The following is an 18260-nucleotide window of genomic DNA, read 5'->3' as shown; positions in this document are numbered from 1 at the left end:
GGCAGCGGCGTGTTCGGCTACGTGAGCACGCGCACGGGCGCGGCCTGGTCGTGCGACGTGGAGCGCACCGCGGCGGCCTGCTCGGAACTGGTGGAGAAGAATGCGCCGATGCGCGGGCTGCGCTCCTGCAGCATCAGCAGGGCCGATTGCAGCATGGGGTCCGATTCGAAGCGCCGCTGCATGGGCCGGTCGTGCAGCAGGTAGTCGAGCGCCAGGAAACCCATGCCCTGGTGGTGCACCATGAACGATTTCACGATGGCGAACTGCTGGCCGCGCGGCAGCCGCGCCGGCGTGTAGTCGATCGCCTCGTAGAAGCCATAGCGGCCCATGAAGCCCAGCCCGGCCATCTTCTGCAGGTTCTGGCATGCGCTTTCCGGCTCGACCATCAGCGCCATCATCGAGGCATAGGGCGCGATCACCAGGTCGTCCGCCAGGCCGCGCTTCATGCCCGTGCCGGGCACCCCGAAGGCGCGGTACTGGTAATTCATCGCCGCGTCGACGGTGGTGTAGCCCGATTCGGATACCCCCCAGGGCACGTTACGCTGGCGGCCGTACTCGATCTGCGCCGTCACTACCGAGTGGTAGGTCTGGTCCAGCAGGGTGTCCGGATAGGTCGGCATCACCAGCAGCGGCATCAGGTACTCGAACATCGAACCGCTCCAGGACATCAGCACGGGCCGGCCGTGCACGATGGCCAGTTGCCGGCCCAGCGCGAACCAGTGCTCCTGCGGCAGCTGGCCCTGGGCCACGGCCACGTAGCTGGCCAGCCGCACCTCGGAAGCCAGCAGGTCGTAATAGCTGGCGTCAAGCCGGCGTTCGGTGACGTTGTAGCCGATGGCCAGCAGCCTGGTGGTGCGGTTGAACAGGAAGCCGTAGTCGACCTGGGCAAAAGCGCATGCCTGCCGCGCCAGCTCGTGCAGGTGCCCGATGCGTTCGCGCGCGACGGCGGCGCCCTGCTCCACCAGCACGCCGATCTGCTGGCGGCGTTCGCGCTCGCCCGGCGCCAGCTCGGACAGCGGCGCGCCGGCCGGCGGATACGACGCCAGCTCGCGCAGCGTGGGAATCTTCAGCAGCACCGTGTCGATGAACGACCCTGTGCCGTCCGCCACCCATGGCGCCAGCAGGTTCAATTCGTCCAGGGCGGCGCGGCATTGCGTCGCCAGCGCGCCGGCCCACATGGTGGCCGCGGCATCGTGCGCCAGCGCAGGTTCGGCTGCGAAGCGCTCCGCGGCCGCCGTGGCACGCTCCAGCCAGGCATGCAGCTCCGGCAGGTTGACCGGATGATTGGCCACATTCGGCGGCTGTCGCGGTGCCACCGCCTCGCCCAGCCTGTCCAGCGCGGCGGGGTCGAGCCCTTCGACACCGGCGGCGGCTTCGCGCAGCACGCGCAGCGTGGTTTCCAGGCCGGTCAGGAGCTGCGGCCCCAGGATCAGGTCGTCCGCCGCGTTCAGCAGCGCCGCCTGCAGCACCAGCAGGTGGCCGGCCAGGTTGCCGCTGTCCACGGTCGACACATACATCGGTTGCAGAGGCTTTTTCGACTGAGTGTCGTACCAGTTGTAGAAGTGACCCTGGTGGCGTTCCAGCTCCGCCATCGAATCGAGCGTATTGCGGCTGCGCTGCAGCAGTTGCGCCAGCGTTACATAGCCGAAGTCGTAGGCGCTCACATTGGCCAGCAGCGCCATGCCGATATTGGTGGGCGACGTGCGGTGCGCGATGACCATGCCGGGGTGTTCCTGCACGTTATCCGGCGGCAGCCAGTTATCGTCCGGCCCCACGAAGGTTTCGAACCATGCCCACGTCTTGCGCGCCAGCGCGTGCAGGAATTCGCGCTGCTCGCCGGAGAGTTGCGCCTCGAGGCGTTCGACCGGGCGGCTGATCCACCACGCCACCACCGGTGCCACCAGCCAGGCGACGAGGAAGATGGCCGCGGCCTCGAACGCCTTCACGCGCCACAGCGCCAGCGCGGCGCCGACCGCCAGGGCCAGGGCCGGCGAGATCCACATCGCACGCCAGCTGGCCGCCAGGCCGCCGTTCGCCTGGGACAGCGCCGATGGCCGCCACTGCAACAGGTGCTTTTTCGATACCAGCATGCGCCATGCCGTGCGCACGATGGCGTCGACGCTGACATACGCCTCGTATGGCAGGAAGACGAGCGACAGCACGCCGTGCGCCACATGCATGGCGCTGCGGCGCAGCGAATTGGGCAGGTGCTGGCGCCACAGTGTGTCCGGCGCCTTGTGCGCCAGGTCGTACAGGGCCGCGGCGATGGCCGGCACGAAGATGATGGCCAACACCATGCTGGTGTAGAACCACGGATGAGGCAGCACGGCGAAGGCGAACAGCAGCGACAGCGTGAGCGCCGGCGCCACCAGGCTGCGGCGCAGGTTGTCGAACAGCTTCCAACGCGACAGGGCCGACAGCGGATTTTTCTCATGCCCGCCGACGGCGGTGCGCACCCGGGGCGACAACCAGCCGGCCAGTTGCCAGTCGCCGCGGATCCAGCGGTGCCGGCGGTTCACGTCGTCGCGGTAGCGCTGCGGATACTGTTCATACAGCTGGGCGTCGGACAGCAGGCCGGCGCGCAGGTAGCAGCCTTCCAGCAGGTCGTGCGACAGGATGCGGTTTTCCGGAAAGCGCTCGCCCAGCACTTTCTCGAACACGTCGAGGTCGTAGATGCCCTTGCCGATGTACGAGCCTTCGGCGAACACGTCCTGGTACACGTCGGACACCGTGCGCGTGTAGGGATCGATGCCCGGCTCGCCGCCGCACAGGCGCTCGTACAGCGAAGCGTTCGGGCTGGGCAGGCTGACGGCCACGCGCGGCTGCAGGATGCCGTAGCCGGCCACGACGCGGTTGATGCGCGCATCGATCCTCGGCTGGTTCAGCGGGTGCTTCATGGTGGCGACGAACTGGCGTGCCGAGTCGCGCGCCAGCTGCGTGTCCGCGTCCAGCGTGATCACGTACTTCACCGTCAGCAACTGGCCGCTTTCGCCGACGACCAGCGAAAAGCGGTCGCGCGCGCCGCCGCGCAGGAAGCGGTTCAGGTCCGCCAGCTTGCCCCGCTTGCGTTCATGGCCGATCCACGCGCGCTCGGCCAGGTTCCATACGCGCGGCCGATGCAGCAGCAGGAACGGGCAGCGGTTCTCCTCGCAGCCGTACTTGCGGTTCAATTCCTCGATATTGCCGCGGGCCCGCTCGAGCAGGACGGCGTCCAGCGGCAGCGTTTCCGATTGCGCATCCGTGAAATCCGACAGCAGGCAGAACTGCAGATTCGGGTCGCGGTTGGCAAGGAAGCGCACTTCGAGCTGCTCGCACAATTCATCCACATTCTCCAGGCTGTAGAGCAGCGCCGGCACCACGACGATGGCGCGCGCGTCGGACGGGATGCCTTCCTTGAAATCCATGCGCGGCAGCGGGCTCGGGCGCGTGACCAGCGTGGCCACCCAGTTCACCAGCGCCAGCGCCAGCTGGCTGCTGCCCATCAGGCCCAGCACGGCCAGCACCACGACCTCCCAGCCGGCCACGCCGTCGCGCACGGCGCGTTCGACCATCAGCGCGGTGGCGATCACCGACAGCGCCGCGATCGCGCCCAGGTAGGACGTGAGGGGCGCGGCGCGCACCGTGGCCCGGAACGATTCGCGCGGCGTGCGGCGCCGCGCTACCTTTTTCTCCAGCAGCAACACACCCTTGTCGACCAGGTAGAAGCCCACGTGGGCGTGGCGTGGATCGTCGCTGGCGCCGTGCGTGCGCGCCAGTTCCACGGCTGCCTGCGCCACTTGCGTCTCGGTGAGCTTGCTGCCGCGCGCGATCTTTTCCACCACGTGGCGGTACTGGTCGCGCGTGGCGAAATCCATCGCGCCATAGACGCCGGACGGGTCTTCGCGCAACGCCCGCTCCACGGCGCTCATCGTTTCGACGAATTCCTGCCAGTCCATCGTGCCCAGGAAGCGCAGGCTGCCGATGGTGTTCGCGATCGACACCTGGTCGGCCGCCTGCTGGCCGATCTCGGCCTGGATCTGCTGTTCGATCGTCTGGCCCGACTCGGCCAGCCGATAGGTCACCCAGGTAAGCGCCAGGGTCAGTGCCGGGCTTTGCCCCTGCAGGCGCCGCGCCAGCTCGGCCACGAAACCGCTCGTGATCGGCGGGTTCGAGCGGGCCATGTCCGCCACCAGCAGGATCAGCCCGGAAGGGTTCTTGTCGGCGATGTCCACCATCTGGTCGGCCCAGCTGTTGGCCAGGTCGCGCTGGTAGCGGTTTTCGGCCACGCGCGCCGCCACGCGGCGCAGGTTTTCCAGCAGCGCCAGGCGCAGCATGATGGGAATGGCCCACAGCTCGCCCAGCTTCAGCGGCGCCGCTTCCTGGTAAGCCTCCACGAAACGGCACAGGCTTTCCGGGTCCACCCGGCCATCGCCATGCGCGATCACTTCCAATGCCAGCTTGTACACGCGCGGGGTACCCGGCGCAGCGCCTGCGGTAGTTGTAACACTGAGCCGCGGCAACTCCTTGCTGTAATCCTTCGGCAGGTGGCGCCGCGCGATGCGGATCTGTTCTTCGATCAGGTAGTAGTTATCGAGCAGCCACTCGGACGCGGGAGTGATCTGGCGCCCCTCCTTCACGGCGGCCGTCAACTCCTCGGCGGTCAGGCGCAGCACGCGGGCATTGTCGGCCAGCCGCGCCAGCAGGCGGTCGGGCCCGCCGCGCCGGCTCAGCACATGCGTCTGGGCCAGCGTGCGGCCGTGGTGGGCCATCTGTTGAGCGCTGTAGAGCTCCGCGCGAAATGGCAGGTCTTCTTCCGTATCGGGTGCGGCGGAACCGGGCGCGGCTTCCTGGAATCCGGCCTTCAGGCCGGGCCACAATTTGAGGTGTTCTTTCAAGGGAGCCTCGCTTCGGGGCGGCGGGCAAGGAGTCCCGCTGCGGCTGGGAGTATGTTCCGGGAAATATTATTCAGGCGCACGCCTGCCTACTGTTCGATAGCGAACGTTTCAATGGTGCGGTGCAAAAAAAAACTTGCCGTTACCTCAGCCGTGCGCGGCAAGAGCGAGGAAAGGCGGCCGGGCGGCCGCCTGGGGATGCAGGATTGTTACCGGAGGTCGCTGAGGGCGATACCGCCGTGCATGTGATACGCCTGGGCATAGCCGACGCTGCGCAGGCAGCTGGCGGCCCGCGCGCTGCGGTTGCCGCTGCGGCAGAAAAACACGAGCGGCACGGGCTCGGCCTGCGCCAGCCAGCGCGGCAGTTCGCCGGCCAGGCGGCTCAGCGGGATGTTGACAGCCTGCGCTCTGGTGGAGGGAAGCGCCGCCGCATGTTCATGGAGCTCGCGTACGTCGACCAGCAGGGCGCCGGGGCTGTTGCGCAGCAAGGCAGCCACCGCGGTGGAGTCCAGGTGCATGTCGGCCGCCGCCGCACAGGGGCGCAGCGTGGTGCACAGTGCGGCCTGCGCTTCCGTTGCCGGGCACAGCAGGATATCCGGCGGAACGAGGCCGGCCAGCCCGGCCGGATCGGCGCTGCCGGTCAAAGCGTGGCGCGGCGTGTCGCCCTCCAAAGCGAGCAGATAGCATACGCCGCCGGTGTCGAGCGCCACGCGGCGCAGGGATCGGCTGCCGAGATGGAGCGTGTCGCCAGAGACGGGCCATGCGCCCCCATCGTGCGTGGACAGGCGCGCGGCCAAGCGGAAACCGTGGGCGCCGAGCAGCGTGCCGATGCGATCGGCGAGGGCCGGCTGCGGATCGATCACGGCGCAGGTTCCGCTGGCGGCGTCGAGCACCAGCCAGGTGTGGCGGCCGTCGGCCGTGAGCTGAAGTAAACCGTCCGGCCGGGCCGCTGCGCCGTCGCCGAGCAGCCCCGACAGGCGCAACGCATCGCCGCAGCGGGCGATGCGCGCGCATGCCTTCGCCACCGTCGCCTCGTCGATCAGCGGGCCGAACGACAGGCGCACGGCACTGCTGCTGCGCCACTCGGGCAAGCCCATGGCGTCCAGCACGTAGGATGGCTGCGCCTTCGCGGCGGAGCAGGCGCTGCCGGCCGAGACGCGCAGGGCGGCGGCGTCGAACAGGTCCAGCAACTCCTTGCTGGACAGGCCGGGCACGGAAAAATTCAGCGTGGTCGGCAGGGTCTTGTCGAACGGGGCGTTGAAGGCGATGCCCGGCAAGGCCTGGCGCAAGGCCTGGGCCAGTCGGTCGCGGAAGCCATGCAACTCGGCGTGGCTGCGGAAGGTGCCACCCTCCTCGAGGGCGGCGAGCACGGCGTCCAACGCGGCGATTCCCGCCATGTTCTCGGTCCCGGAGCGCTCGCCCGCTTCCTGGCCGCCGCCCTTCATCAGCGGCGTGAACGGCGCGCCGGCCCGCACGTACAGCATGCCGATGCCCTTCGGCGCATACAGCTTGTGGCCGGAAAACGGTGCGTAGTCGATGCGCGTATCGGCCAGGTCCAGCGGCAGCTTGCCGAGCGCCTGCACGCAATCGACCATCCACAGCGCCGGGCTGCCTTCGAGCGCGGCGGCGATGCCGGCCAGGTCGGAGATGACGCCGGTCTCGTTGTTGGCGGCCATGGTGCAGACGAATGCCGCTTCCGGCGCGAGCCGGCGCAGCGCTTGCAAGTCATGCCGCCCGTCCGCGCCGACCGGCAGTGCCACCAGCTCCAGTCCCGTGCCCAGCAGCGCATTCCAGTGCGCCAGGCTTTCCGGCACGGCCTTATGCTCGGTGGCCCCATAGACGAGGAGGCTACCGGCCGCCTTGCCCGCGGCCCGCCGCGCCCGCACCGCGCACAGGGCGGACAGCACGGCGGTCTGGATGCCTTCCGTGGCGCCGCTGTTGAACATGATGCGACCCGAGCCGGTGCCCAGCAGTCGGGCGGCGCGGGCGCGCGCGGCATCCAGCATGGCCCTGGCTTGCAGGCCCGTGCCATGTGTACTGCTGGGATTGCCGTAGCGCGCTTCCATCGCGTACACGGCGGCCCGCAGCGCGGCGGGCAGGACGGCGGACGTGGCGTTGCCGTCGAGGTAGATTTCGTTGTCCATCGAAATAGATTAACGGGCAATGCCGGAGCAACCATGCCAAACTTACCCTTCCTTGCGGGCATAATTAGAACAACTGTCCTCAGTTTATGAAGAATGCAGAATGAATGATCTAGACAGATTCGATTACGCCATCCTGGGTGCGTTGCAGGTGGATGGCACGCTCTCGGTCGCCGACCTGGCCGAGAAGGTAGGATTGACCAGCACGCCCTGCTGGAAGCGCCTGAAACGCTTGCAGGACAATGGCTACCTGGACCGCCGCGTGGCACTGGTGAACCGCCGCAAGGCCGGCTTGCCGGTGACGGTCTTCGTCAGCCTGCGTACCAGCCAGCACGACGAGAAATGGCTGGCGAAGTTCGCGGCGGCGGTGGTCGCCCTGCCCGAAGTCATGGAATTCCACCGGATGAGCGGCGATGTCGACTACCTGTTGAAGGTGGTAACGACCGACATCGACGGCTACGACCGCTTCTACAAGAAGCTGATCCGGGTGGCGAACCTGACCGGTGTCTCCTCCGCCTTCTCGATGGAACAGATCAAGTACACGACCGCGCTGCCCCTGGATCTGGTCGCGCATGGGGCCGGCATGGGATAATCGAAAGATGCGTGTAAGATCTTTGTTTAGTGTTTTACTGCCCGCCCCCAGCACGGCGAGCTACACCGAACGCCTGCGTGCCAGCGCCGGCGCCTTGCTGGGGCTCTTCATCACGGGCACCGTGGCCCACCTGATGCTGGGCGACGATGCGATCTGGCTGGTGGCGCCGATGGGCGCTTCGTCCGTGCTGCTGTTCTGCGTGCCCGCCAGCCCGCTGGCGCAACCATGGTCCGTGATCGGCGGCAATGTGATTTCCGCCCTCGTCAGCGCCGCGTGCGTGAAATGGCTCGGCCACCTGATGCCGATGCCCGCCCTGGCCGCGGTCGGCACCGCGGCCGCCATCGCCGTGATGTTCTTCACGCGCTGCCTGCACCCGCCCGGCGGCGCCGCCGCGCTGACGGCCGTGATCGGTGGCCCCGCCGTGCATGCGGCCGGCTTCTCGTTCGCGCTGGGCCCCGTCCTGATCGATTCGGTGCTGCTGGTGACGGCGGCAATCGTCTACAACAACCTCACGGGGCGGCGCTATCCGCACGCGCAGACGCTGTCGCACCCGAATCCCCACGCCACGAAGGACGAGGTGCCGACCGTGCGGCTGGGCTTCAAGCCGGAAGACCTGGACGCCGTGCTGCGCCGCTACGGCCAGGTGCTCGACATCAGCCGCGACGACCTGGAAGCACTGTTCCTGGAAACGGAAATGCGCGCCTACCAGCGCCGCTTTGGCGTGATCAGCTGCGGCGATATCATGTCGCGCGACGTGGTGACGGCGGAGTTCGCCACCCCGCTGACCGAGGCATGGCAAGCAATGCGCGGCCGCCACATCGCCGCGCTGCCGGTACTCAACCCGGCGCGGCGCGTGATCGGCATCGTGACGCAGAGCGACTTCCTGAAGCACAGTGGGCTGGACGACTACCGCGGCATGCGCGAAAAACTGAAGGACTTCCTGACACCGTCCGGCCTGTCCCACACGGAAAAGGCGGAAGTGGTGGGTCAGATCATGACGCCGCGGCCCCACGTGGCCCGCACCGATACTCCGATCGTCGACCTGGTGCCGCTGATGGCCGACGCCGGCCTGCACCACATTCCCGTGGTCGACGGCGAAGAACGCTTCGCCGGCATCGTCACGCAATCGGACGTAGTGGCCGCCCTGTACGAACACCGCCTCGCCGAAGCTTCGCAACCGGCCTGAAGGCAACCCGAACACCGGTGACAGGCACCGGGCTTTCTGAAACATTTCCCGAAAACCGGTGACAGGCACCGTTTTTTTTGGAACATTTCTCGAAAACCGGTGGCACCGGTTTTTTTTTGCAATATTGATCGTTACGCGGGCCGGGTGAACCTGGCGTTCTGGCGGCGGCGTGCCAGCGCGAGCACGAGGCTGCCGGCCGCCAGCATGCCCCATGTGCCAGGTTCCGGCACGGCGCTGACGGCGGCGGCACCGATGGCGGCGCCGTACCAGTTCTCATACACGGGGGTGGTGAAGTACAGGTCCGTGAACGTGCCGTTCAGGCGGATCAGTCCATTGCCTTCCTTGCCGGAGACGACGTTGCCCGCCACAGCCAGTTCGCCGTTGCCCCACGCGTTCGATCCCTTGCTGAGCAATTCGATGCTGGCCACGTCGTGGAAGGTGAATGTGGCGGCTTCGCCCCCCGCGCCTACGCTGAGCAGTGCGATGTAAGGATTTACCACGGCAGACGAGAAGTGGATGTGATGCTGGAGCATCGAGGAGCCGCCGACCAGCTGCAGGAAACCGTTGCCGCCCGGACCATTGCTCACCTCGTCACTGACATAGGTTCCCGGAAAGCCGGAAAAGTAATCCGCATGCGAGATATTGGCGCCACCCGTGTAGGTGACCTCGATCGTGGCGCCATTCTGGACCAGGCTGCCCGCCTTGCCATTCCAGTCGATCCAGCTGACCGGGTCGGCCATTGCCGCCAATGGGGTGAAGAGGACGGCGGCCAGCAGGCCAGGGCCGGACAATTGTTTCTTGCTTGCTCCTGATAGATACGTTATAGAACGGTTCATTGCCAAGGAAGATAGGCGTGCCGTTAGTCTAATGACATTACTATCTGAGCAATACTGATAAGACAAAGCAATACAATTTAGCTGAACGCCTAGACAATTACGCCGTCCAGCCAGCGCCCCCGCACTGGCATGAACGGCGTAACCGGCCCGCTTGAATCCCGGCCGATGGAGCACGCCCGCTTAAGCCGGCCTGCCCTGCTTGCGGCGCCGCCCCACCAGGCCCAGCACGGCTCCGCCCATGGCGAGCATGGCCCAGGTGCCCGGCTCGGGCACCGCCGAGACCGGAATGCCGAACGAGGCGCCGTACCAGTATTCGTTGTCCGGCGTGGTGAAGTACAGGTCGGTGAAGGTGCCGTTCAGGCGCACCACGCCGTGCCCTTCGAAGCCGGTAATGGTGCCGCCGGCAATGCTGAGCTCCCCGTCGCCGTAGTAGCCGTCGCCTTCGCTGACCAGCGTGATGCTGCTGACGTTGGCGAAGTTGAACGACGCGGCAGTGGCTTCGCTCCCCAGGCTGACAATGGCCAGGTACGGATTGACCACGGCCTTGGAGAAATGCACATGGTGCACGACCTCGGTACCGCCCGCGAAGCTGAACATGCCGTCGGTGCCGGGGCCGTTGGTGACTTCGGCGCTGAGGTATGCATCGTCCTCTCCGGTGAAGTAATCGGCATGCGTGAGGCCCAGCGACGTGGCAGTGAAAGTGGCGTCGATGTTGGTGCCGTTCTGGACCGCGGTGCCGGTCAAGCCGGTCCAGTTGAACCAGTCGACGGTGTCTGCGGCGCTGGCGGACAAAGGCGCGGCCACGGCTGCGGCCAGCAGGCCGGAACCAATGAGTTTCTTCATTTTATTTTCCTTAGTTCGAGTACGACGTTGTAGAGTGAATGACAACACGCAATGGAAGAAACCAGCCCGGGTTCTGGCAGAAAGTTATTTTAAATTCATCAGTTCGCTGAAAAAACTGGCAAGACAAATGAATACAGTTTTGCTACCCAGCGCCGACAAATCCGTATCGCCGCCGCCACGGATCGCTTATCCTTGCGCCCGTTCGTTTCCATCATTTACACCTGGACATCACGCATGACATACCGCTTCACCCTGGGCGCGCTCACCGCCGCCCTGCTGCTGGCCTTCGGCCCGGCAGCGCACGCCGCGCCCACGGCAGCCCACAAGGCCGCCGGCAAGGTCGCGGCCGACGTTTCGGCCGCCGAGAGCAAGAAATTCCTTGCGCTGGCGGACGAGTATTACGACGCCATCGCCCGCTACGAGCCGGTCTACGCCACCGACAATGGCGACAACCGCTTCGACGACCAGATCGGCATGGCCATTGCGCCGGCCGAGCGCGCCAGGCAGTTCGACCGCTACCGCGACTACACGCGCCGCCTGGCCGCCATCGACCGCCGCAAGCTGACGCACCGGGACCGCATCAACTACGACGTGCTGGCATTCGAGTTGAAGACGCTGCTGTCCTACGAGCCCTATCCGGGCCACCTGCTGCCGATCAGCCAGATGGACAGCCTGCCGGTCACGCTGGCGAACTATGCGAGCGGCGAAGCGTCACAGCCGCTCACCACGGTGAAGCAGTACCGCGCCTACCTGAACCGGCTGACGCAATTGCCTGCCTGGATCGACCAGGCGATCGCCAACATGCAAGAAGGCATGCGCACCGGTGTCACGCAGCCGAAGGCGATCATGGTGTCGGCACTGCCGCAGTTCAAGAAACTGGTCAGTGCGGCGCCGGAACAGAGCATCTACTACACCCCCGTCAACCGCATGCCGGCCGGCTTCGCACCGGCGGACAAGGCACGGCTGACGGCCGACTACCGCGCCGCGGTCACGCAGCTGCAGCCGGCGCTGGCGCGGCTCGCCGCGTTCATCGAGAACGACTACATCCCGGCTTGCCGCGAGTCGACCGGTTTCTCGGCAGTGCCCAATGGCCGCGCATGGTACGCCGTGCGGGTGGCCGACTCGACCACGACCGACCTGACGCCGGAAGCGATCCACGAGATCGGCTTGAAGGAAGTCGCCCGTATCCAGGCCGAGTTCGCCAAGCTGGGCCCGCAACTGGGCTACGACGGCCCACCGGCCGGCTTGCCGGTCTGGGTCTCGCAGCAGCCGCGCTTCTTCCCATTCAAGACCGAGGATGAAGTACAGGCCGTGTACCGCAAGCTCGACGGCGTCCTCGATGAAAAGTTGCCGGCCATGTTCACGCTGCTGCCGAAGGCGAAGCTGGACTTGCGGCTGGAACCGGAACTGTCGCGCGACACGGCATCGGACCATTACACGGCGCCGGCGGCGGACGGCTCCCGGCCGGGGGTCTTCTGGTCGGTCGTGACCGATCCGAAGAAGTACGGCAGCACGGGCATGACGACGCTGTTCCTGCATGAAGGCAAGCCGGGGCACCACTTCCACATCGCGCTGATGCAGGAGCTGGGCTTGCCGAACTTCCGCAAGTTCGGCGGCAACACGGCCTTCACCGAAGGCTGGGCGCTGTATGCGGAAACGCTGGGTCGCGAGATGCGCCTGTTCGACGATCCGGCGCAGTACTTCGGCCACCTGAACGACGAATTGCTGCGGGCCACGCGGCTGGTGGTCGACACGGGCATGCATGCGAAGGGCTGGACGCGCGAACGGACGATCCAGTACATGAAGGATACGCTGGGCTACGACGCAGTGGCACGCAGCGAGACCGAACGCTACATGGCGTGGCCGGGCCAGGCGCTCGCCTACAAGATCGGCGCGTTGAAGATCATGGAGCTGCGGCAGCGGGCGCAGGAAGCGCTGGGCGGGAAGTTCAGCCTGCCGGCCTTCCACGAACAGGTGCTGGGTGACGGCACTTTGCCGCTGAGTTTGCTGGAAGCGAAGATCGATGCCTGGATCGCGCAACAGCGTGCGCAATAAGGGGGTATTACATACTGCCTGATGCAGGGGCTGGACGAAACGTGGCAACGAGAACGCGGCATTGTTTGGGCGCGCGTATCATGCCCGGGCGGTGGTTGAGCTGTCCGATCGGCTGCACCGGGACGGCGGCCAGTCCCTCATCACTTCTTCAGCGCATAACGGCCGATACGCTTGAGCACGAGTTCCGGCAGCGCCTTGATCTGCTTCGTATGGCTGGCGAACACGAGTTGCTGGCGGCCTGTCGCCACCAGCTCGCCGTTCGCGTAGAAGCGGAATTCCAGCCAGAACGAACAGCGCTTGATGTCGTAGGTGTTGACCTCGCAGGTGATGTCCTGGAAAGGGAACGTCTCCTGCAGGTAATCCTGCTCGGCGTGCTTGGTGATGAACACCCCTTCCTGCTGCAACATGTCGCGTGAAATGCACTCGTAAAACCATTTTTCGCGGCAAATCCCCTGCCATTCAAAATAGCGCGCAAAATACGTGTTGCCATAGGCGTTCGAATCCTTGAGGTAGATCGACAGCTGGTGCTGGAAGGTCAGTTCAGCGTCGATGTTGGCGTCGTTTGCTACGTTGGCATGCATATACATGGGTTGCTCCTGAGAAGTGGTTGCCGCGCCTTTTGGATACTGGGCGTGATTTTCGGAAAGATTCCGAACACCTCTACTTTTTGCCGTAAAGCATGACGCACTTTTGACTAAACGCAACCTTCGTACGATTACGGGGAACTTGACACGCACTTCGCGATTTTCTGTTGCTAAGATCGCTTGCCTGTTCAATGTAATCTCCCATGGGAGCGCGCATGTATTCGATCTTGCCGGGATTGGTGTCGTTGGTATTCCTCAGCTACGGCGCGTACGTGCTGAATTCGCGCGGCACGAACCGCGCCAGCCTGACCTTCTTCCTCATCTGCATCACCACGTTCTTCTGGCAAGCCACGTGGGCACTGCTGTTCCAGGTCGAGAATGAAGAGACGGCGCTGATCCTCGCCCGGCTCGGCTACCTGCCGATCCTGTTCCTGCCCACCACGCTGTACCACTTCATCGCCGAGCTTACGGGGCGCCGCACGGAACGCATGTTCGTGCACGCCAGTTACGGTCTGGCCGCCGTGCTGGCCTTGCTGATCCCTTCCACCGACTGGCTGCTCGCCGGCCTGCACTCGTATTTCTACGGCTTCTATCCGCAAGCCGGCTGGCTGCACCCGCTTTATCTTGCCCAGACCGCGATCGTGATCCTGCGCGGCCTGTACCTGCTGTACCTCCGGCAGCAAGTGGCGCTGTCGACAGAAAAGGCGCGGCTGCGCTACTGCTTCGTGAGCATCCTGATCTACGCGGTGGCATCGGTCGATTACCTGTGCAACTACGGCGTGGAGTTCTATCCTCCGGGCGTACTGTTCATCGCCGCCAGCCTGGGCCTGATCGCCCAGGCCATGGTGCGGCACAACCTGCTGGCCGATCCGCTCGCCACCGCGGCCAGCATCGCCCACGAGGTGCGCACGCCGCTGGCCACGATCCGCAGCCAGTCGCGCGTGCTGGCCCGCAACCTGCCCGAGCTGATCGCCGGCTACCGGCGCTCGCAGGCGCCTGGCCTGAACGAAGAGCAGCTGGAATACCTGAGCGAGATCGCCCGCCATATCGAGGCCGAAGTGTCGCGCTCGAACTTCATCGTCGACATGCTGCTGGCATCTGCCCGCGTGGGCTCGCTGGAGCGGGACAATTTCGCCATGCATTCAGCCAAGCAGGTGGTGGATGAAGCGCTGGCCTGCTACCCGTTCACCGACCGTGAGCGCGAAAAAGTGAGCGTGCGGGTGAGCGAGGACTTCCGCTTCTACGGTTCCGACACCCTGCTCGTCTATGTGCTGTACAACCTGTTGAAGAATGCGTTGCAGGCAGTGAAGTCGAAAGGCAACGGTTCGGTGGTGGTGGAATGCTTCCGGGGCCGGGACCAGAACCTGCTGGTGGTCACCGATACCGGCCATGGCATCGCGGCGGACGTGCTGCCGCACGTGTTCGAGCCGTTCTACACCACCCGCAAGAGCGGCGGCGGCACCGGCATGGGCCTGGCGTTCTGCCACAAGGTGGTGACGGCGTTCGGCGGCACGATCCAGTGCGAATCCGTGGTGGGCGATTTCACGCGCTTCACTCTCGGCTTCCCGCTCGAACGCGCCTTGCCCGCCCAGGCGACGGGCCGCACCCTGGCGGACGACTTGCCGCTCCCCGGCCAGGCCAATTAATGCCGGAAAATCAGGCCTCGGCCTGCGCTTGCTGCACGATACTGTCCAGGTCAGTTTCATCGCCCAGCACGAACAGCTTGCGTTCCTCGAGCATGTTCAGGATGAACGCCTGCTGCTCCCGCACGCGCCGCTTGAAGTCCGGCAGCGAATAGAGGTTCGGATTGATCTTCCGGCGCAGGATGCGCTCCGCCACGGGCAAGCGGGTCAGCAATTCGCCGTACGTGGTGTTCTCCCCAATCAGCAACAGCTCCACCGCATCGCTCGTCGGTTCCTGCTCCTTCGCGGTGCGGCCATAAATGAAGGCCACCGCCAGCTCCTTGCGCAGCGGCCCCAGCGTGGAGTGCAATACGCTCTGCAGGCCGAACGTCTTCCTGACGATGCTCGTCAATTCCTCGTAGACGGGACTGTCCTTGTTCGGCCGAAACTGGCGCACATTGCCGATCCGTTCCGACAGGATCAGACCGGCTTCGTGCAGCCGCCGCAACTCCCGCTGCGCCGAAGCGCTGCCAAGCCCGGTCAGCCGCATGATCTCGTTCAGGTGAAACCCTTCGTTCACGCGCACGAACATCAAGCCCAGCACTTTCTGCTGGGCGGGAGTAAACAGGGCCGATGGGATCATGAGCCAGATATTAGCATGATGAGCATAACGATAATATTGAGGTTCAGGCACGCTACAATGGCCGGATCGACCTCGCCCGGGAGTGCCATGAAACGTACGATTGCCCTCGCGTTCACGCTGGCTTGCGCCAGCGCCGGAATCATGGCCGCGCCGGCCGCACCGAAGAGCGCACCCGAGACGCTGCGCACCGCGCCGTACCAGCGGCAGGCCTACGCCATCCCCCACAAGACATTCGTGCTGCAAAACGGCCTGACCCTGATCGTGCACGAAGACCACAGCGTGCCGGTGGTAGGCGTGAACATCTGGTACCACGTGGGTTCGCGCAACGAAAGGCGCGGCAAGACCGGCTTCGCGCACCTGTTCGAGCACTTCTTCTTCAACGGCTCCGAGAACTATCCGCACGGTTTCCGCGAAGCGATGGACGACCTGGGAGCGAACAACCGCAACGGCACCACGAACACCGACCGCACCAATTTCTTCGAGGACGTGCCCGTCTCCGCGCTGGAGCGCACGCTGTACCTGGAAGCGGACCGCATGGGCTTCCTCGGCAATTACATTTCAAAGGAAATGCTGGAGCGGGAACGGGGCGTGGTGCAGAACGAAAAGCGCCAGGGCGAGAACCAGCCGTATGGCCGCGTGCACCTGGAAAAGTCGGCCAGGATGTACCCGTATTCGCACCCGTATTCCTGGCCCGTGATCGGCAGCATGGAAGACCTGGCGGCCGCCTCGCTGGACGATATCCGCGAGTGGTACCACACGTATTACGGCCCCAACAATGCGGTGATCTCGCTCGCCGGCGACATCACGCCGGAGCGGGCCCTGGCTCTGGTGAAGAAATATTTCGAGTCGATTCCGCCCGGCCCGCCGCTGCCGCGCCTGGATGCCTGGATCCCCCGGCTGGACGCCAATGTGCGCGACGAGATGGAAGACCGCGTGCCGCAGGCGCGCATCTACCGTAGCTGGCACGTGCCCGGCTGGCGCGACCTCGACGTGGTAAAGCTCGGCATGTTTTCCGATGTGCTGGCCAATTCGAAGAACGCGCGGCTGAACCGCCGGCTGATCGATGAAAAGCAGCTGGCGACCGGCGTCTCTGCCGGCGTGGATGTCAATGAACTGTCGAGTACCTTCGATATCGCCGTGACGGTGAAAGCCGGCATCGACCCCGCGCTGGTGGAAAAGGAACTCGATGCCGTGCTCGCCGAATTGCTGGACAAGGGTCCGACAGCACAGGAAGTGACGCGTGTGAAGGCAAGCTCGCTCGCCGGGTTCGCGCGCAATATCGAACGGCTGGGCGGCTTCGGCGGCCGGTCGGACGTGCTGGCCGAGAGCATGACATACGGCGGCGCGCCGGGCGCCTACCTGAAGCAGCTCGACACCATGGCGGCTGCCCAGCCGGCCGCGCTCAAGGCAACGGCCGCGCAATGGCTGCGCGCCCCGCACTACACGATGACGGTCAAGCCGTTCGCGAAACTTTCCGCGGCGGCTGCCACGGTCGACCGCAAGGTGCTGCCCGCGCTGGGCGAGGCACCCGACGTGAAGTTCCCGGCCATGCAGAAAGCCACGCTCTCCAATGGCCTGAAGGTCGTGCTGCTGGAGCGGCACTCCGCGCCCATCGTGAACGTGGCGCTCGCGATCGATGCGGGTACGGCGGCCGACACACCGGAAAAAGCGGGCCTCGCCTCGCTGACCCTGGAATTGCTGGACAAAGGCACGAAGCGACGGGATGCGTACCAGATGTCGGACGCGCTCGAATCGCTGGGCGCGCGCCTGTCCACGGGTACGGGGTCGGACATGTCGCTGGTGCGCCTGCAGGCGACGTCGGCGAACCTTGCGCCGTCGCTGGCGCTGCTGGCTGAAGCGGCACTGTCGCCGGCCTTTCCCACCGACCAGTTCGCGCTGGCGAAACAGCGCCGCCTGGCCGGCATCGCGCAGGAAAAGGCGCAGCCGAACGCACTGGCGCTGCGCACGCTGCCGGCCCTCCTGTACGGCGCGGGCAGCAGCTACGCCCTGCCCGCCTCCGGCTTCGAGAGCTCGGTGGCGAGCCTGGCGCGCGAGGATCTCGTGCGCTGGCACGGCGAGTGGTTCAAGCCGGGCAGCGCGACGATCGTCGTCACTGGCCATACCACGCTGGAGAAGGTGGTGCCGCTGCTGGAAACGTCGTTCGGCAAGTGGCAGGCCGGCCGCGCCCCGGCGAAGGCGCCCGTGGCGGCAACCGCTTCCGCCCCGGCGAAACGCATCTACCTGATCGACAAGCCCGACGCGCTGCAATCGACGATCCTGGCCGGCCACCTGTCGCTGCCGCCGGGCCAGCCGGAAGACCTGGCGATGGAACCGGTGATGCAGAACTTCGGCGGCATGGCCACGTCGCGCCTGAACCGCAACCTGCGGCTGGACAAGCACTGGAGCTACGGCAGCGTGGGCCGCCTGACCAGCGTGCGCGGCCCGCGCCACTTCTTCGTGCTGGCACCGGTGCAGACGGACAAGACGAAGGAAGCGATGGCAGAAGTAGCCAGGGAAGTGCGCGGCATCGCCGGCGCCCGCCCGATCGAAGGCGAGGAATTCACGAGCATCATGCGCAATATGACCACGCGCCTGGCCGGGCGGTTCGAGACGATCAATGCCCTCGAGGCCGCCGCGCTGGAGACGGTCAACCTGGGGCTGCCGGAGGATTACTGGGCGAGCTACGCGGCGAACATGCGCGCGCTGAAAGCGCCGCAACTGGCGGGTGCCGCGGGCAAGTTCATCCGGCCGGAAGAACTGGTGTGGGTCGTGGTGGGCGACCTGCGGAAGATCGAACCGGGCATCCGGTCGCTGGGCTGGGGCGAGGTGACCGTGCTCGACACCGATGGCAAGCACGTGCGATAGGTTCCGTTGCGGAATTGCAATG

The 18260-nt window shown here is 65.7% G+C and carries 11 protein-coding genes; 5 read left to right on the top strand and 6 right to left on the bottom strand.

All coding sequences use genetic code 11. From position 1 onward, the window contains the following. Positions 1-17: 17 nt before the first annotated feature. Entirely contained in the window at positions 18-4874 is a 4857-nt protein-coding gene (locus V6Z91_RS09780; protein WP_338769762.1) for a glucoamylase family protein, read from the bottom strand. A gap of 206 nt (positions 4875-5080) precedes the next feature. Next, the gene (locus V6Z91_RS09775; RefSeq protein WP_338769760.1) at positions 5081-7015 is read right to left on the bottom strand and encodes an aminotransferase class V-fold PLP-dependent enzyme; all 1935 of its coding nucleotides are present in this window, start codon (positions 7013-7015) and stop codon (positions 5081-5083) included. Positions 7016-7115: 100 nt separating this feature from the next. On the opposite strand from V6Z91_RS09775, the gene V6Z91_RS09770 reads away from it, so the two are divergent. Both V6Z91_RS09770 and V6Z91_RS09765 read left to right on the top strand, forming a co-directional pair. Then, on the top strand, positions 7116-7604 hold the full coding sequence (locus tag V6Z91_RS09770; protein WP_338769757.1) for an Lrp/AsnC family transcriptional regulator: 489 nt from the start codon (positions 7116-7118) through the stop codon (positions 7602-7604). A gap of 22 nt (positions 7605-7626) precedes the next feature. Further along, positions 7627-8790, top strand: a complete 1164-nt coding sequence (locus tag V6Z91_RS09765; protein ID WP_338769755.1) for an HPP family protein — start codon at positions 7627-7629, stop codon at positions 8788-8790. A gap of 131 nt (positions 8791-8921) precedes the next feature. On the opposite strand, the gene V6Z91_RS09760 is transcribed toward V6Z91_RS09765, so the two are convergent. Both V6Z91_RS09760 and V6Z91_RS09755 read right to left on the bottom strand, forming a co-directional pair. Further along, on the bottom strand, positions 8922-9581 hold the full coding sequence (locus V6Z91_RS09760) for a PEP-CTERM sorting domain-containing protein (protein ID WP_338769752.1): 660 nt from the start codon (positions 9579-9581) through the stop codon (positions 8922-8924). Between the two features lie 225 nt (positions 9582-9806). Then, positions 9807-10469 carry a PEP-CTERM sorting domain-containing protein gene (locus tag V6Z91_RS09755; protein WP_338769750.1) on the bottom strand — a complete coding sequence of 221 codons (663 nt, stop codon included), beginning with the start codon at positions 10467-10469 and terminating at the stop codon, positions 9807-9809. A gap of 234 nt (positions 10470-10703) precedes the next feature. Between V6Z91_RS09755 and V6Z91_RS09750 the strand changes: the two genes are divergently transcribed. Further along, a complete protein-coding gene (locus V6Z91_RS09750) occupies positions 10704-12524 on the top strand; it encodes a DUF885 domain-containing protein (RefSeq protein ID WP_338769748.1) in 1821 nt (606 codons plus the stop codon). 140 nt (positions 12525-12664) lie between these two features. On the opposite strand, the gene V6Z91_RS09745 is transcribed toward V6Z91_RS09750, so the two are convergent. After that, the gene (locus V6Z91_RS09745) at positions 12665-13111 is read right to left on the bottom strand and encodes an acyl-CoA thioesterase (protein ID WP_338769745.1); all 447 of its coding nucleotides are present in this window, start codon (positions 13109-13111) and stop codon (positions 12665-12667) included. Positions 13112-13323: 212 nt separating this feature from the next. Here V6Z91_RS09745 and V6Z91_RS09740 point away from each other — a divergent pair, with 212 nt between their 5' ends. After that, a complete protein-coding gene (locus V6Z91_RS09740; protein ID WP_338769743.1) occupies positions 13324-14754 on the top strand; it encodes an ATP-binding protein in 1431 nt (476 codons plus the stop codon). 10 nt (positions 14755-14764) lie between these two features. Here the strand turns inward: V6Z91_RS09740 and V6Z91_RS09735 are convergent, their stop codons facing one another. Further along, the gene (locus V6Z91_RS09735) at positions 14765-15373 is read right to left on the bottom strand and encodes an ArsR family transcriptional regulator (RefSeq protein WP_338769741.1); all 609 of its coding nucleotides are present in this window, start codon (positions 15371-15373) and stop codon (positions 14765-14767) included. 87 nt (positions 15374-15460) lie between these two features. Here V6Z91_RS09735 and V6Z91_RS09730 point away from each other — a divergent pair, with 87 nt between their 5' ends. Beyond that, positions 15461-18238 carry a pitrilysin family protein gene (locus V6Z91_RS09730; protein ID WP_338769738.1) on the top strand — a complete coding sequence of 926 codons (2778 nt, stop codon included), beginning with the start codon at positions 15461-15463 and terminating at the stop codon, positions 18236-18238. Positions 18239-18260: the final 22 nt, after the last annotated feature.

It is taken from the genome of Massilia sp. METH4 (assembly GCF_037094685.1).
Taxonomy (GTDB): domain Bacteria; phylum Pseudomonadota; class Gammaproteobacteria; order Burkholderiales; family Burkholderiaceae_D; genus Rugamonas.
The sequence above is the reverse complement of the archived record's forward strand: the minus strand, read 5'-3'. Positions and strand labels throughout refer to the sequence as shown.

Excerpts from the sequence above, each read along its gene's own strand:
- V6Z91_RS09750 (WP_338769748.1), top strand. The coding sequence starts at position 10,704 with ATGACATACCGCTTCACCCTGGGCGCGCTCACCGCCGCCCTGCTGCTG.
- V6Z91_RS09775 (WP_338769760.1), bottom strand. The coding sequence starts at position 7,015 with ATGGACAACGAAATCTACCTCGACGGCAACGCCACGTCCGCCGTCCTG.
- V6Z91_RS09755 (WP_338769750.1), bottom strand. The coding sequence starts at position 10,469 with ATGAAGAAACTCATTGGTTCCGGCCTGCTGGCCGCAGCCGTGGCCGCG.
- V6Z91_RS09730 (WP_338769738.1), top strand. The coding sequence starts at position 15,461 with ATGAAACGTACGATTGCCCTCGCGTTCACGCTGGCTTGCGCCAGCGCC.
- V6Z91_RS09740 (WP_338769743.1), top strand. The coding sequence starts at position 13,324 with ATGTATTCGATCTTGCCGGGATTGGTGTCGTTGGTATTCCTCAGCTAC.
- V6Z91_RS09770 (WP_338769757.1), top strand. The coding sequence starts at position 7,116 with ATGAATGATCTAGACAGATTCGATTACGCCATCCTGGGTGCGTTGCAG.
- V6Z91_RS09745 (WP_338769745.1), bottom strand. The coding sequence starts at position 13,111 with ATGTATATGCATGCCAACGTAGCAAACGACGCCAACATCGACGCTGAA.
- V6Z91_RS09735 (WP_338769741.1), bottom strand. The coding sequence starts at position 15,373 with ATGATCCCATCGGCCCTGTTTACTCCCGCCCAGCAGAAAGTGCTGGGC.